Here is a 15,059-nt window from a genome sequence, read left to right on the forward strand (position 1 = left end):
ATAGCTAGAGGGGGCAGGAGTATTATAAGTAACAGCGTGTATATGGCCTGCAAGGTTGTTTCAAACCCATGACAGCGCGCAAAAAAAGGAAGGCTCATGAGCGAACCGGGACAGAAGCTGCGCCTGGGTGCGCTGATCGCGTTGGTGGTCGGCTCGATGATTGGCGGCGGGATTTTTTCGTTGCCGCAGAACATGGCGGCGCGTGCCGACGTGGGCGCAGTGCTGATCGGCTGGGGCATCACCGCCATTGGCATGCTGGCGCTGGCGTTCGTGTTCCAGACCTTGGCCAACCGCAAGCCAGAGCTCGATTCGGGGGTGTACGCCTACGCCAAGGCTGGCTTTGGCGATTACATGGGTTTCTCCTCGGCTTGGGGCTACTGGATCAGCGCCTGGTTGGGCAACGTCGGTTACTTCGTGCTGCTGTTCAGCACACTGGGGTTCTACTTCCCGGTGTTCGGCGAAGGCAACACGCCAATTGCCATCGGCTGCGCGTCGTTGCTGTTGTGGGCGGTGCACTTCCTGGTACTGCGCGGCATCAAAGAAGCGGCGTTCATCAACCAAGTGACCACCGTGGCCAAGGTGGTGCCGTTGCTGATTTTTGTGGTGATCGCAGCGTTTGCGTTCCGTGCCGATATTTTTACCCGTGACATCTGGGGCTTGAGCAACCCGCAGTTCGGTAGCGTGCTGGAGCAAGTGCGCAACATGATGCTGGTGACCGTATTCGTGTTCATCGGTATCGAGGGCGCCAGCGTGTATTCCGGGCGGGCCCAGCGCCGTTCGGATGTGGGCAAGGCGACGGTGATTGGTTTTCTGGGGGTGCTGGCACTGCTGGTGCTGGTCAACGTACTGTCACTGGGGGTGATGACCCAGCCGGAGCTGGCCGGGCTGCAGAACCCGTCATTGGCCTCGGTGCTGGAACATATCGTCGGGCCTTGGGGCGCTTTGCTGATCAGCCTGGGCCTTGCGGTTTCGCTACTCGGTGCATTGCTGTCATGGGCGCTGCTGTGCGCCGAGATCCTGTACGCCACGGCGCGGGACAAGACCATGCCGCGCTTCCTGGCCAAGGAAAACGCCAACCACGTGCCGGCCAATGCCCTGTGGCTGACCAACTGCATGATCCAGGGTTTCCTGCTGATCACTTTGTTTTCCGCCGGTACCTACACCAGCCTTATCTACCTGGCTTCGTCGATGATCCTGGTGCCTTACCTATGGTCGGCGGCCTATGCCGTGCTGCTGGCGGTGCGGGGGGAAAGTTACGGTGGGCAGCCGGCCCTGCGCCGTAAGGACCTGATAGTGGGGCTGGTTGCCCTATTGTATGCGGTGTGGCTGTTGTATGCCGGCGGGCTCAAATACCTGTTGCTGTCGGCGCTGTTGTACGCGCCGGGCGTGATCCTGTTCGCCAGGGCCAAGCACGAGCAAGGGCAAACGCTGTTCACCGTCTGGGAAAAGCTGATTTTCGCGGCTGTGCTGGCGGGTGCGGCGTTGGCAGCCTATGCCCTGTATTCAGGGCTGCTGAGCTTGTGACGCAGGAGGGCACGGCTGTTCGGGCCGTGACCAGATCCACAGGTTGCCCAAGGCCATGCCGAAGATTGCCAGAAACACAGGCCAGTGGTGGTCGAGAAACGTCAGCATGATCCCCGCACATACCAGCATGCTGAGCGTCGCGCTGACCTTGGCCCGCCGCTGGATCACTTTGCCGTTGCGCCAGTTGTACAAAATTGGCCCGAACAACCGGTGGTTTTCCAGCCAGGCGGACAGGCGCGGAGAACTGCGCGTCGCTGCCCAGGCGGCCAGCAAGATGAACTCGGTGGTCGGCAGGCCGGGGATGACGATCGCGACCAGGCCCACGCCCAGGCTCACGTAAGCCAGGATCGCATACAGCAGGCGGGCAAGTTTCGAGCGGGCGGGTCGGGTCATGGTCTCACTGCATAAAACGGTTCGGCCACCGGTACGGTGGCCGGGTACGGCGTATCAAACCAGCGCCGCATCTGCAGCATAGGCGTGCTTGAGCAGTTCGGTGAAGCGCTCGAAGGCGGCTACCGCACCGCGTTCGGCAGCGGCCTCTTGGTCGGCCGGCAGCTCGAGGCCATCGAGGATGCGGGTGAACTGCTTCCAGCCTTCGGCACGGCCACCGGCCGGTTCGCCCAGGTGACGGGCACCGAAGCTGTCGGACAGCCCCAGGGCCAGTGCACGCTTGATCAGAAACGCAGCGCCCAGTTTGGAGCCTTCGGAGACGAAGATCCAGCCCATTGCCTCGCCCAGGCCCAGGTTGCCCACGGCGCCCGGCACGGCTGCCGGTACTTCGGTGTCGAGGTCGGCGAGGTCCAGGCGGGCCTGCTCGGCACGGCAGCGCTCGGCCAGGTCGGGGACGATGGCGATCAGTTGCGGGTCGTTGTACAGGGCTTGCAGCTCGGACTGGAACAGGTATTGGGCGACGACGAAGCGGGCAAAGCTGTCACGGCTGTCGAAGGGCGCGTGGGATTTGACCAGCGCATCCAACTCGGCGTGCGGGGCGTGGGTGATCTGGTTCAGGCGCTGGGAGCGCAGGGCTGGGCGTTCGGTCATGGGGGTGTCCTTGGAAAAAAGGGAGGGCTAGAAACAAGACGAAACAGCGCGGGCGGCAGCGTAAAAAAACTGCTGTTTGGGGTTATTTTCACCGGCCTCTTCGCGGGCAAGCCCGCTCCCATAGGGACTGCGCACGCTGTAGGAGCGGGCTTGCCCGCGAAGAGGCCGGTACAGGCGCAAGGGCTTAGATATCCCAGACCACATTGATAGCGAAGTTGCGCCCCGGCATGCTCAGGCGGTCGAGGTTGGCCGGCTGGGTTACACCCGCTTCACCCTGGCCGTCGTAGCTGCGTACCGAATCCCACTGCCAGTACTGCTTGTCGGTGAGGTTGTACAGGCCGGCATTGAGGGTGACGTCGTCGCTGACTTTGTAATAGCCGGTCAGGTCCAGCACGCCGTAGCCCGGGGTACGGAACTTGGACGTCGAGCCATCGGGCGAGTAGAAGGTGCTGTCGTCGACGCGGGTCTTGCGCTTGACCAGCGTCCAGCTCAGCAGAGCGCCGTAGTGTTGTTGCTCGTAACCCAGGCCGAACACCCCCTTCAGCGGATTGACGCTGTTGAGTGGCTGGCCACTGTCGTCGTTGCGGCCGTAGGTGTAGGCAATCGAACCCTGGGTATACAGGCCCTGCGGCGCGCCGAAGTGGTCGAGGTTCAGGCGGCCCTTGACCTCGGCACCTTTGATGGTGGCGTGCTCGATATTGTTGGCCTGGAAGGTCTGCGCCAGGTTGGCGCTTTGCACAGCGTCTTCGTCAATGAAGTCGCGGTACTTGTTGTAGAACACCGCCACATCGAAGTTACCGGCGTCGAAGTTGCCCCGCAGGCCGGTTTCGTAGCTTTTGCTTTTCTCAGGTTCAAGGTTCGGGTTGCCTTCCACGCGGTAGCCTTCACCCACGTTCTCGAAGCGGCCATACATGGCCTTGGCGGTCGGTGTCCGGAAGCCTTCGGCGTACTGGCCGTACCAGGTGTAATTGTCGTTGAAGGCATAGGTGAGGCCGAACTTGGGCGAGACGCGGTGCCATTTTTTGTCCGCGTCGTCCTGCTCGGTCGGGCCGCTGCCGGAGGTGGCCAGGCCACGCAGGAATGCCTCGGTGAACGTGGGTTCCATGCGCGTGTAGTCGTAGCGTGCGCCCGGCAGGAAGGTCCAGTTGTTCCAGCGGATCTCATCCTGCACGAACAGGCTGTAGGTGTTCACGGTCGGGTCCGGGAAGTCGCTGACCAGGGCCTGCGAGTCGCTGCTGCTGACCTGGCCGACGGCCCGGCAGGCGCCGCCAACCACCAGGCAGGTACCGGTGCCACTGCGCGAGCCGGTAACCTTCTCGTGCTTGAGCGTAGTGCCGTAGGTCAGCAGGTGATCGGTTTGGCCGACACTGAATGACTTGTCCAACTGTACGTCGAATACCCACTGGCGATCTTTGTAGGTGGTGTCCCGGGTGCGCAGCACCGTGCGGTTGAAGGGGAAGTAGACTTCCTCGGTACGCTGGTCAGTCTTGGCAAGCTGGTAGTTGAGGCTCCAGTTGACCTGGTCGGCCACTGGCGAGTCCAGGCCGAACGCGTGGTTGAGGCCGAACCGCTCACGGGTAACGGTGTCGTTGCCGGTGCGACTGCGATACATGCCTAGCGCAGTACCTTGGTTGAACGGCCCGCCCACGGCACTGAGGACGTTCTGGTCGCGGTCATCCTTGTAGCGCTCGTAGGTGAAGCCCAGCCGCGCATCGTCGGCATAGTTCCAGCCTAGCTTGGCCAGCACGTTGGTGGTGCGCACATCCATCGGGTTGGCTTCGGTGCGCGACAGGCCATCACCGCCGTGGCTGCCGTGGGTCTCGGTTTCGTGGCCGTTGCGTTGGCTGAGGTGCAGCAGGCCGTCGAAATCACCTTCGCGGCCGGCGATGGTGGCGGAGGTCAGCCAGCTTTCGTCTTCCGAACTGTAGCCGGTCTTCAAGCGTGCACCGACGTCCTTGCCAGGCTTGATGATGTCGTCCGGGTCGAGGGTGAAGTAGCTGACTGCGCCACCGATGGCATTGCTGCCGTACAGCACCGAGGCCGGGCCGCGCAGTATTTCTACGCGTTTGACGATTTCCGGGTCAACGTAGTTGCGCTGGGTTTGGGCGTAGGGACCGTAGAAGAAGCTGTCAGGGATCGACACGCCGTCGACCTGGGTGAGGATGCGTTCACCGTCGATGCCGCGGATGTTGTAGCCGTTAAGGCCACTACGCTGGCCGGTGCCGGCCACCGATACACCCGGCTCGTAGCGCACCAGATCGTGAATATTGTTGACGTTCTGCCGGTCCAGTTGCTCGCGGGTTTGCACGCTGACGGTGCTGGGCACCTGGCTGACGTCTTGGGCGCTACGGGTGGCGCTGACGGTGACCTGCTGCAAGGCAATTACGTTGCTGCCGGTTTGGCGTTCAAGCACCACATTGGCGTTGCTGATCTTGCGAAAACTCAACCCGGTACCGTGCAGCAAGCGCTTGAGGGCGGCGTCCGCTGACAGCGAGCCCTGCACCCCTGGCGAGGCGACGCCGTCGGCCAGTTCGGCGCTGAAACCGACCTGCCAGCCAGTGACCTGGCTGAAGGCATTGATCGCTGACACCAGCGGCTGCTGGCCGATGGTGAAGCGGTAGTCACCGCTGCGTGGGCTGCTGGCTTGGGCCGGCTCGGCGGCCAGCACAGGCAGGCTGCAAGCACCGCTGGCGAGCAAGGCCAGGGTCAGCAGGGACAATTGCCCTGTACGGCGGGGAAGGGTGGAAGGGCGAATTTGACCTGTAGACATCGAAAGCGCTCCCTGACGCGCGGGCTGTTATAGGTGCTGGCTGTTCTTGCCTTTAAACAAGAATCAGTTGCATTGGCTATAACGAGACGGGCGGGGCAGCGCGGTCGCGTAAAAATAGTTGTGCGGTTAGTTCAGGATGACCAGTGCCGGGTACTCATGCAGTTGTGCAGAGGTGATGTGGGCCAGTGCGCGGAGGGTCTCCAGCGGCTGGTCGAGGCGGTAGTTACCGGTGACCGTAACCTTTGCCAGTTGCGCGTTGGAGTTAATGATCCAGCCCGGATAGTAGCGCCGCACTTCGGCCAGCACCTGGCTCAGCGGGCAGTTTTCGAACACCAGGCGGCCGTCGACCCAGGCCAGGTCCTTGTGCATGTCAGGGCGCTGGCGCTGGCCAAAGCCCTGCGGGCCAACGCTGATGCTGTCGCCAGCGCTAAGGCGGATGCGCTGGTCGCGGGCCCCCTGCAGGTCGATATCGCCGCGCTGCACCCGCAACTGTGCCTCGCCGTCGAGGTAGCGCACGGCAAAGTCGGTGTCGCGCACCTGCGCCCGTAACGGCCCGGCCTGCACTTCCAGCGGTAGCAGCACATCCTCAGGGACCTGGAAATAGGCTTCGCCTTGAAGCAACCGGGCGACCTGCTGGCCATTCCGCCTGTCGCTGGCAAAGGCCGAATTGGTGTTGAGCAGCACTTTTGCCCCGTCTTCCAACTGCAAGCGCTGACGCTCACCGACCACGGTCAGGTGGTCGGCCTGCAGGCGCAACGGCAGGTTGCCAACGGTGAACAGCCCCACCAGCAGCACGGCGGCAGTGGCCAGGGGTTTCCAGTGGCTGCGCAGACGCCCGCGCCACGAGCGGCGCTGTTGCTGGTGCAGTTGCCTGGCCGCCTGGTGCAAGGGCGCGCCGTTCCACAGTGCTTCCGCCTCGACATAGGCCTCGGCGTTTTCCGGCGCTGCGCCCAGCCAGGCTTCGAAGGCTTGGGTGCTCTGGTCATCGGCACATTGCAGGCGCACCAGCCAGTCCAGCGCCTCGTCCATGGCACGAGCACGGGCGCTGGGCCCAGCGGGTGACGGGCGAGGGGCGGGGCAGTCGGTCACGGGGAATCCTTGAAGGCTTTTTGGCGAATGATCAAGGCTAGGGCGGGGTGTGGCAAGGGCTTTGCGAAGCCGCTCGTTAGTGAGCAGCTCACTTGAGGCGGTCGGCAACACCCATGCAGATCGCCATGATCAGCTTCAACTCTTTCTGTACCGTGCTAGGCGACACAGCCAGTTGTTCGGCGATTTCCAGGTAGGTGGCGCCGTGCAGGCGGCTGAGGATAAAGATGCGCTGCTGGCGCTCGCTTAGCTGGTTGAGGCTGACGCTCAGGTGTTTGAGCAACTGTTGGGCATGGGCGGCATCTTCGCTGCTGGTGGCTGGCGCGGCCACGCTATGCAGAACGTCGTCGGGTACGTCGTCGACCAGTAGGCGCGCCTGCACCCGGCGCGTGCGCAGGTGGTCAAGGGCCAGGTTGCGGGCGGTCTGGAACACGAACGGCTCAATGTGTTCGATGGGCCGCTCACCCACGGCGCGGGACACCCGCAGGTAGGTTTCTTGCAGCAAGTCCTCGGCTGTGCTGGGGTTGCCCACCATGCGCTGCAGGGTGCGCAGCAGGGGCAGGCGCTGGACGAGGAAGACGGAGTTGAACCGGGACTGACTCACGGGGGGACCTGGCCGACGAATGGTTAATGATAATGCTTATCATCTGTATCGAAGGTCAAGCGCGGAAATGTTAGGAAAAGGTAAAGATTGTGAGTGGGGAGGGCGTAGGACGGAGGTTTTTTGTGGTTGACATCGAGCGCCGCCCGCGCAGCGCTCGATCTCACAGGCGGCAAAAATGCCACGCCATGCTCAGCGGGCGCTGCACAACGCCAGGCAGTTATCCAGCATGCGGTTGCTGAACCCCCACTCGTTGTCGTACCAAGCCAGTACCTTGAGCATGCGCCCGTTGGCCCGGGTATGGTTGGCATCGAAGATCGACGACAGCGGGTTATGGTTGAAATCGCAGGAAACCAACGGCAAGGCGTTGTAGCCCAATACCTTGGAATGCTGGCTGGCTTCGAGGAACAGTTGGTTGACCTGCTCGGCCGTGGCTTCGCGCTTGAGGTTGACGGTGAGGTCCACCAGCGACACGTTGATCACCGGCACCCGTACCGCCATGCCGGTCAGCTTACCGGCCAGTTCCGGCAGCACCAGGCCCACGGCCTCGGCGGCACCGGTTTTGCTGGGGATCATCGACTGGGTCGCTGAACGCGCACGGTACGGGTCGCCGTGGTACACATCGGTCAGTACCTGGTCATTGGTGTAGGCGTGGATGGTGGTCATCAGGCCTTGTTCGATGCCGAACTCGCGGTGCAGCACCTGGGCAATCGGCGCCAGGCAGTTGGTGGTGCAGGAGGCGTTGGAAATAATCTGGTGCGAGGCCCGCAGGACGTCGTGGTTAACCCCGTACACCACGGTGGCATCGGCGCCTTTGGCCGGTGCCGAGACAATCACCTTGCCAGCGCCTGCGGCCAGGTGCGCGGCAGCCTTGGCGCGGTCGGTGAACAGCCCGGTGCACTCGAACACTACGTCGATCGCTTCGGCCTTCCAGGGCAGTTCGGCCGGGTTGCGGATGGCACTGACCGCGATACGGTCACCATTGACCGTCAGGCTCTCATGGTCGGCCTCGACGCTGGCGTCGAACGTGCCATGCACGCTGTCGTACTTGAGCAGGTGGGCATTCATGGCGCTGTCGCCCAGGTCATTGATGGCGACGACCTGCAGGTCCTGGCGGTAGCCTTGGGTATACAGTGCGCGCAGGACGTTGCGCCCGATGCGGCCGAATCCATTGATAGCGATGCGTAGGGTCATGGCAGTACCTCTGGCAGTCCGAGTGAAACCTGTGGCAAAAAGGAGCTTCACTGAAACGGTTTTGTTGTTGGAATTACAAGATTATTCACTGGCGGATAGAAAACAAGCCTTTTTAGTGGCAGTATTTTGTTTAAACATACAACGAGTGGTTAGGCTACATGCCACCATCGATGCAGCGGGCTCCTCTACCTTGAGCCTAGGCCGCAATCGTTTGGAGGGGAAATGCCGGGTAAACCGCCCTTACAATTAGCTTGGAGTCCAGTACATGCATCCGCGCATCCTTGAGGTCACCCAGCGGCTGATCGAACGCAGCCGTGCCACCCGCGAACGCTACCTGCAGTTGATTCGTGGCGCGGCCAGTGAAGGCCCCATGCGTGCCAGCCTGCAGTGCGCCAACTTCGCCCACGGCGTGGCCGGTTGTGGCAGCGACGACAAGCAAACCCTGCGCTTGATGAACGCGGCCAACGTGGCCATCGTCTCGGCGTACAACGACATGCTTTCGGCGCACCAGCCGTACCTGCACTTCCCCGAGCAGATCAAACAAGCCCTGCGTGAGGTCGGTTCGGTTGGCCAGTTCGCCGGTGGCGTACCGGCCATGTGCGATGGCGTAACCCAGGGCGAGCCGGGCATGGAGCTGGCCATTGCCAGCCGTGAAGTAATCGCCATGTCCACCGCTGTGGCGCTGTCGCACAACATGTTCGACGCCGCGCTGATGTTGGGTATCTGCGACAAGATCGTCCCCGGCCTGATGATGGGCGCGCTGCGCTTTGGCCACTTGCCGACCATTTTCGTGCCCGGTGGGCCGATGGTCTCCGGCATCTCCAACAAGCAGAAGGCCGACGTGCGCCAGCGCTACGCCGAGGGCAAGGCCAGCCGCGAAGAGTTGCTGGAATCGGAGATGAACTCCTACCACAGCCCTGGCACCTGCACCTTCTACGGCACCGCCAACACCAACCAGTTGGTGATGGAAGTGATGGGCCTGCACTTGCCGGGCGCCTCGTTCGTCAACCCGTACACGCCGCTGCGCGACGCGCTCACGGCCGAGGCCGCGCAACAGGTCACGCGCATGACCAAGGCCAGCGGCAGCTTCATGCCGCTGGGCGAAATCGTCGATGAAAAGGCGCTGGTCAACGCCATTGTCGCCCTGCATGCCACTGGTGGCTCGACCAACCACACCCTGCACATCCCGGCGATTGCCCAGGCAGCGGGTATTCAGCTGACCTGGCAAGACATGGCCGACCTGTCCGAGGTGGTGCCAACCCTGTCGCACGTTTACCCCAACGGCAAAGCCGACATCAACCACTTCCAGGCCGCGGGCGGCATGGCCTTCCTGATCCGCGAGCTGCTCGATGCCGGGCTGCTGCACGAAGACGTCAACACCGTGGCTGGCCACGGCCTGCGCCGCTACACCCAGGAGCCGTTCCTCGACGACGGCAAGCTGGTATGGCGTGAAGGGCCCCAGCACAGCCTGGACGAAAGCATCCTGCGCCCAGTGGCGCGGCCGTTCTCGGCCGAAGGTGGCTTGCGAGTGATGGAGGGCAACCTTGGCCGTGGGGTGATGAAGGTGTCTGCCGTTGCCCGCGAGCACCAGGTGGTCGAGGCCCCGGCGCGGGTATTCCACGACCAGCAGTCGCTGGCTGATGCGTTCAAGGCCGGCGAACTGGAATGCGACTTCGTCGCCGTGGTGCGCTTCCAGGGCCCGCGCTGCAACGGCATGCCGGAGCTGCACAAGCTCACGCCGTTCCTCGGTGTGCTGCAGGACCGTGGCTACAAGGTGGCGCTGGTCACCGACGGGCGCATGTCGGGTGCCTCGGGCAAGATCCCGGCGGCCATCCACGTGTGCCCCGAGGCTTATGATGGCGGCCCGCTGGCGCGGGTGCGCGATGGTGATATCGTGCGGGTCGATGGTGTCGAAGGCACGCTGCGGGTGATGGTGTCAGCCGAACAGCTGGCCAGCCGTAACCTGCCGCCAGCGCCCCAAGGCAACGACCTGGGCTGCGGGCGCGAGCTGTTCGGCTTCATGCGCATGGCGTTCAGCTCGGCAGAGCAGGGTGCCAGTGCCTTCACCTCGGCCCTGGAGAACCTCAAATGAAGGACCTGCTGGTTGGCGACATCGGCGGCACCAATGCCCGTTTTGCGTTGTGGCGTGACAACCAGCTGCATGAAGTGAAAGTCTTCGCCACCGCGGACTACACCTGCCCAGAGCAGGCCATCGAGGCCTACCTGGAAGGCCACGGCATCGGCCGTGGCGGCCTGGCGGCGGTGTGCCTGGCGGTGGCGGGGCCGGTCGATGGTGATGAGTTCCGCTTCACCAACAACCACTGGCGCCTGAGCCGCACGGCGTTCTGCCAGGCATTGCAGGTGCAGCGGCTGCTGCTGATCAATGATTTTACCGCCATGGCGCTGGGCATGACCCGCCTGCGCCCAGGCGAGTTCCGCGAAGTGTGCCCGGGCCAGGCAGACCGGGCGCGCCCGGCCCTGGTCATCGGCCCAGGCACCGGGCTGGGCGTGGGCACGCTGCTGCGCCTGGGCGAGCGACACTGGCAAGCCCTGCCGGGCGAGGGCGGGCATGTCGACCTGCCGGTAGGCAATGCACGCGAAGCGGCAATTCAACAACACATTCACGGCCAAATGGGCCACGTCAGCGCCGAGACCGTGCTCAGTGGCGGCGGCCTGCTGCGCCTGTACCAGGCCATCTGCGCGCTGGATGGCGACATACCTCGACACAAGACCCCGGCACATATTACCGATGCCGCGCTGGGCGGCGAGCCTCGGGCGCTGGCGGTGATCGAGCAGTTCTGCCGGTTCCTTGGCCGCGTCGCGGGTAACAATGTGCTGACGTTGGGGGCGCGGGGCGGGGTCTATATTGTCGGCGGCGTGATCCCGCGGTTTGCCGAGCTGTTCTTGCGCAGTGGGTTTGCTGCGAGTTTTGCCGACAAGGGCTGCATGAGTGGCTATTTCGCTGGCGTGCCGGTGTGGCTGGTGACGGCGGAGTTTTCCGGGTTGCTGGGGGCTGGTGTAGCGTTGCAGCAGGCGCTGGATCACCCTTAGCTGAAGGGGGCCGCGATGGGCTGCAAAGCAGCCCCAGAAGGCAACACCCCGTAGCAGGCAAAAAGACCTGCAAACAACAAGAGGAAGGACCACTTTGAGCACTGCCGGTAAATCGATCCTGATGGTCGACGACGACCAGGAAATCCGCGAACTGCTGCAAACCTACCTGAGCCGCTCGGGCTTCCAGGTGCATGCCGAAGCCGACGGCCAAGGCTTCCGCCGCGCCCTGGAAACCACCCCCTGCGACCTGGTCATCCTCGATGTCATGCTGCCCGACGAAGACGGCTTCAGCCTGTGCCGCTGGGTACGTCAGCACCCGCGTCAGGCGCGGGTGCCAATCATCATGCTTACCGCCAGCTCAGACGAAGCCGATCGGGTCATCGGCCTAGAGCTGGGCGCCGACGACTACCTGGGCAAGCCGTTCAGCCCCCGTGAACTGCAAGCGCGGATCAAGGCCTTGCTGCGTCGCGCCGAGTTCGGCCAAGCGGCGCCGGGTGGGGCGGTGCTGGCCTTCGACGAGTGGCGCCTGGACACGGTCAGCCACCGCCTGTTCCATCGCGACGGCGAGGAGGTGATTCTCTCTGGCGCCGACTTCGCCCTGCTCAAGCTGTTCCTCGACCGCCCCCAGCAAATCCTCGACCGCGACACCATCGGTAATGCCACCCGTGGCCGCGAGCCGATGCCGCTGGACCGCATCGTCGACATGGCAGTCAGCCGCCTGCGTCAGCGCCTGCGCGATACCGCTAAACCACCCCGGCTGATCCGCACCGTGCGCGGCAGTGGCTACCTGTTGGCTGCCCATGTCTGCAGTGCTTCCTGAGCGGCGCTGGCGCGTGCTGCCGCGCTCGCTACTGGGGCGCATGCTGTTGCTTACCTTGTTGGTAGTGCTGCTGGCCCAAGGCCTGTCCAGTATCATCTGGGTGGCCCAATTGCGTGCCAGCCAGTTGCAGGGCCTACGCGCCAGCGCCAGTAGCCTGGCCCATTCGATGAGCGCCAGCGTCAGCTACTTCCGTTCGTTGCCGGTGGCCTACCGGCCAATGGTGCTCGACCAGCTACGCAGTATGGGCGGTACGCGCTTTTTCGTGTCGCTCAACGCCAAACCGCTGGACATGCCGGTGCTGCCTATCACCCCGCGCAAGCAGGCGGTGATCGAGGTGTTCCAGCAGGTGCTGCACGAGCGGCTCGGCTCGCAGATGGAAATTTCCGTCGAGTTCGTCGGCCCCGATGACCTGCGCATCTTCAACAGCGGCCTCAAGCTCGACGAACTGCCCCGTTCCTGGGCGCACTACTCGCTCACCCTGGAGCCGTTGAACCCGCCGGTGCTGGTTACGCAGATTCGCCTCGATGAGGGCGAGTGGTTGTACATCGCCTCGCTGCTGCCCGAGCCATATACCAGCCTGGAGGCCGAGCGCCTGCCGCGTCAGCAAATTGGTTTCATCGTACTCACTACCGCCTTGTTGCTGTTGTTCATTGGCTTGCTGGTGCACTGGCAAAGCTGGCCGCTCAAGCGCCTGGCGCGGGCCGCGCGGGAGATGTCGCTAGGTGCGGATGTGGCGCCGGTGGCCGAAGGTGGCGGCAGTGAGGTAATCGAGGTGGGGCGGGCGTTCAACAGCATGCGCGAACGTATCAGCCGTTACCTGACCGAGCGCAGCCAGCTGTTCAGTGCCATTTCCCACGATCTGCGCACGCCGATCACCCGTTTACGGCTGCGCGTCGAACTGCTGGAGGACGAACACCTGCAGGCCAAGTTCAGCCAGGACCTGGATGAACTGGAGTTGCTGGTTAAAGGTGCGTTGCAGTGCGTGAAAGACACCGACATCCACGAAAACATCGAACCGGTCGACCTTAACCAGGTGCTGGAAATCCTCGCTGAGCCTTACCTGCGCGACGGCCGTATCACCCTAGAGGGGCGGGCACAGGCAGCCTACCCAGGCAAACCGCTGGCACTGCGGCGTTGCATTGGCAACCTGATCGACAACGCCATCAAGTATGGCGAGCGCGCACGCTTGCGCATCATCGACAGTGCCGAGGGGTTTGTCCTGCAGGTGGATGACCAAGGGCCGGGGGTGCCGCAGCAACAACTGGAGCAAGTGTTCGAGCCGCATTTCCGCCTGGCTGGGCAGCAGCAGGGGTACGGGCTGGGGCTGGGGATCGCGCGCAACATCGCCCACAGCCATAGTGGTGAGGTGAGCTTGCTCAACCTGCGTGAGGGCGGCTTGCGGGTGACGTTGTACCTGCCGCGAGGTATGGACTGAGTTTTCGCCTTGCCTGTGCTGGCCTGTTCGCGGGCCCGCAAAATGTCACTACCTGGTGACAATCCCACCGTCCTTCGTGACACCCCACCCAACCCCGCCGGCTTTAGACTTCATGCAACGCAAGCGATCGACTTGCACGGCATAACAACAAGAAAGGTGCTTCGATGAATTCCATGCTCCGTCTCGCTGGCGCGATCTCCGTTGCCTCGATAACTGCCTCTGTAGCCCCGCTGAGTGCCCATGCTGCCGACTCCAAAGGCACTGTCGAGGTGGTGCACTGGTGGACTTCTGGTGGTGAGAAGGCCGCGGTGGACGTGCTCAAGGCACAAGTTGAAAAAGATGGCTTCACTTGGAAGGACGGCGCTGTCGCTGGCGGTGGTGGTGCCACGGCCATGACCGTACTGAAAAGCCGTGCAGTGGCCGGCAACCCGCCAGGTGTCGCGCAGATCAAGGGCCCGGACATCCATGAGTGGGCGGCCACCGGCCTGCTCGACGCCGATGTGCTCAAGGACGTGGCCAAGGACGAGCAGTGGGACAGGTTGCTCGATCAGAAAGTTGCCGACACCGTGAAGTACGACGGTGACTATGTCGCCGTGCCGGTGAACATCCACCGTACCAACTGGCTATGGATCAACCCCGACGTATTCAAGAAGGCCGGCATCGCCAAGGCGCCGGTCACCCTCGACGAATTCTTCGCCGCCGCCGATAAGCTGAAAGCTGCCGGTTTCATCCCGCTGGCCCATGGCGGCCAGCCGTGGCAGGACAGCACGGTGTTCGAAAACGTGGTGCTGGCGGTGATGGGCGTGGACGGCTACAAAAAGGCCATGGTCGACCTCGACAGCACGACCCTGACCGGCCCGCAGATGATCGAGGCGCTGACCGCGCTGAAAAAGGTTGCCACCTACATGGACCCGGATGGCAAAGGCCAGGACTGGAACCTGGAAGCGGCCAAGGTCATCAACGGCAAGGCCGGCATGCAAATCATGGGCGACTGGGCCAAGAGCGAATGGACCTTGGCGAACAAGACCGCTGGCAAGGATTACCAGTGCGTGTCCTTCCCCGGTACCGACAAGGCCTTCCTCTACAACATCGACTCGCTGGTGGTGTTCAAGCAGAACAATGCTGGCACGTCTGCCGGCCAGCAGGACATTGCCCGCAAGGTGTTGGGCGAGGACTTCCAGAAGGTCTTCAGCACCAACAAAGGCTCGATCCCGGTGCGTAACGACATGCTGGCCGACATGGGCAAGCACGGCTTCGACGCCTGCGCGCAAACCTCCGCCAAGGACTTTTTGGCCGACGCCAAAACGGGCGGCCTGCAGCCGAGCATGGCGCACAACATGGCCACCACGCTGGCCGTGCAGGGCGCGTTCTTCGATGTGGTGACCAACTACATCAACGACCCCAAGGCCGACCCGGCCGATGCGGCGAAGAAGCTGGCAGCGGCGATCAAGGCTGCCCAGTAAAGCAGACGCGATCTTCGTTGTAGGAGCGGCCTTGTGTCGCGATAGGGCTGCGCAGCAGCCCCAAAACCTGCGCA

12 protein-coding genes are annotated in these 15,059 nt (G+C 63.2%); 6 read left to right on the forward strand and 6 right to left on the reverse strand.

From position 1 onward, the window contains the following. Positions 1-96 precede the first annotated feature (96 nt). Entirely contained in the window at positions 97-1,524 is a 1,428-nt protein-coding gene (arcD, locus tag DV532_RS05070; RefSeq protein WP_056796081.1) for an arginine-ornithine antiporter, read from the forward strand. On the opposite strand, the gene DV532_RS05075 is transcribed toward arcD, so the two are convergent. The 6 genes from DV532_RS05075 to gap form a co-directional block, all read right to left on the reverse strand. Beyond that, on the reverse strand, positions 1,504-1,917 hold the full coding sequence (locus DV532_RS05075; RefSeq protein ID WP_056796083.1) for a YbaN family protein: 414 nt from the start codon (positions 1,915-1,917) through the stop codon (positions 1,504-1,506). The genes arcD and DV532_RS05075 overlap by 21 nt on opposite strands. A 54-nt stretch (positions 1,918-1,971) precedes the next feature. After that, entirely contained in the window at positions 1,972-2,565 is a 594-nt protein-coding gene (locus DV532_RS05080) for a biliverdin-producing heme oxygenase (protein ID WP_056796086.1), read from the reverse strand. A 184-nt stretch (positions 2,566-2,749) separates the two neighbouring features. Beyond that, positions 2,750-5,335 carry a TonB-dependent receptor gene (locus DV532_RS05090; protein WP_056796089.1) on the reverse strand — a complete coding sequence of 862 codons (2,586 nt, stop codon included), beginning with the start codon at positions 5,333-5,335 and terminating at the stop codon, positions 2,750-2,752. A 126-nt stretch (positions 5,336-5,461) separates the two neighbouring features. Further along, positions 5,462-6,424 carry a FecR domain-containing protein gene (locus tag DV532_RS05095; RefSeq protein WP_056796092.1) on the reverse strand — a complete coding sequence of 321 codons (963 nt, stop codon included), beginning with the start codon at positions 6,422-6,424 and terminating at the stop codon, positions 5,462-5,464. Positions 6,425-6,512: 88 nt separating this feature from the next. Next, positions 6,513-7,025: an RNA polymerase sigma factor gene (locus DV532_RS05100; protein WP_056796095.1), complete on the reverse strand. Its 513-nt coding sequence runs from the start codon at positions 7,023-7,025 to the stop codon at positions 6,513-6,515. Positions 7,026-7,214: 189 nt separating this feature from the next. Continuing rightward, positions 7,215-8,216: a type I glyceraldehyde-3-phosphate dehydrogenase gene (gene gap / locus DV532_RS05105; RefSeq protein ID WP_056796099.1), complete on the reverse strand. Its 1,002-nt coding sequence runs from the start codon at positions 8,214-8,216 to the stop codon at positions 7,215-7,217. A gap of 265 nt (positions 8,217-8,481) precedes the next feature. Between gap and edd the strand changes: the two genes are divergently transcribed. The 5 genes from edd to DV532_RS05130 all read left to right on the forward strand — a co-directional run bounded on the left by edd (position 8,482) and on the right by DV532_RS05130 (position 14,985). Then, positions 8,482-10,308 carry a phosphogluconate dehydratase gene (gene edd / locus DV532_RS05110; RefSeq protein WP_056796104.1) on the forward strand — a complete coding sequence of 609 codons (1,827 nt, stop codon included), beginning with the start codon at positions 8,482-8,484 and terminating at the stop codon, positions 10,306-10,308. Beyond that, positions 10,305-11,267 (forward strand): glucokinase, encoded by a 963-nt coding sequence (locus tag DV532_RS05115; protein ID WP_056796106.1) that lies wholly within the window; start codon positions 10,305-10,307, stop codon positions 11,265-11,267. The genes edd and DV532_RS05115 overlap by 4 nt, the downstream gene beginning before the upstream one ends. Positions 11,268-11,361: 94 nt before the next feature. After that, positions 11,362-12,087, forward strand: coding sequence for a two-component system response regulator GltR (gene gltR / locus DV532_RS05120; RefSeq protein ID WP_056796109.1), 726 nt, complete (start codon positions 11,362-11,364; stop codon positions 12,085-12,087). Beyond that, positions 12,068-13,522: an ATP-binding protein gene (locus tag DV532_RS05125; RefSeq protein ID WP_056796112.1), complete on the forward strand. Its 1,455-nt coding sequence runs from the start codon at positions 12,068-12,070 to the stop codon at positions 13,520-13,522. The genes gltR and DV532_RS05125 overlap by 20 nt, the downstream gene beginning before the upstream one ends. A gap of 164 nt (positions 13,523-13,686) precedes the next feature. Further along, positions 13,687-14,985 carry an ABC transporter substrate-binding protein gene (locus tag DV532_RS05130; RefSeq protein ID WP_056796115.1) on the forward strand — a complete coding sequence of 433 codons (1,299 nt, stop codon included), beginning with the start codon at positions 13,687-13,689 and terminating at the stop codon, positions 14,983-14,985. The last annotated feature ends 74 nt before the right edge of the window (positions 14,986-15,059 follow it).

This window comes from Pseudomonas sp. Leaf58, assembly GCF_003627215.1.
Taxonomy (GTDB): domain Bacteria; phylum Pseudomonadota; class Gammaproteobacteria; order Pseudomonadales; family Pseudomonadaceae; genus Aquipseudomonas.

Bases quoted from the DNA above. Each gene is read 5' to 3' on its own strand.
- DV532_RS05115 (WP_056796106.1), top strand. From the start codon at position 10,305: ATGAAGGACCTGCTGGTTGGCGACATCGGCGGCACCAATGCCCGTTTT.
- DV532_RS05125 (WP_056796112.1), top strand. From the start codon at position 12,068: ATGTCTGCAGTGCTTCCTGAGCGGCGCTGGCGCGTGCTGCCGCGCTCG.
- DV532_RS05130 (WP_056796115.1), top strand. From the start codon at position 13,687: ATGAATTCCATGCTCCGTCTCGCTGGCGCGATCTCCGTTGCCTCGATA.
- edd (WP_056796104.1), top strand. From the start codon at position 8,482: ATGCATCCGCGCATCCTTGAGGTCACCCAGCGGCTGATCGAACGCAGC.
- arcD (WP_056796081.1), top strand. From the start codon at position 97: ATGAGCGAACCGGGACAGAAGCTGCGCCTGGGTGCGCTGATCGCGTTG.
- DV532_RS05075 (WP_056796083.1), bottom strand. From the start codon at position 1,917: ATGACCCGACCCGCCCGCTCGAAACTTGCCCGCCTGCTGTATGCGATC.
- DV532_RS05080 (WP_056796086.1), bottom strand. From the start codon at position 2,565: ATGACCGAACGCCCAGCCCTGCGCTCCCAGCGCCTGAACCAGATCACC.
- gap (WP_056796099.1), bottom strand. From the start codon at position 8,216: ATGACCCTACGCATCGCTATCAATGGATTCGGCCGCATCGGGCGCAAC.
- DV532_RS05090 (WP_056796089.1), bottom strand. From the start codon at position 5,335: ATGTCTACAGGTCAAATTCGCCCTTCCACCCTTCCCCGCCGTACAGGG.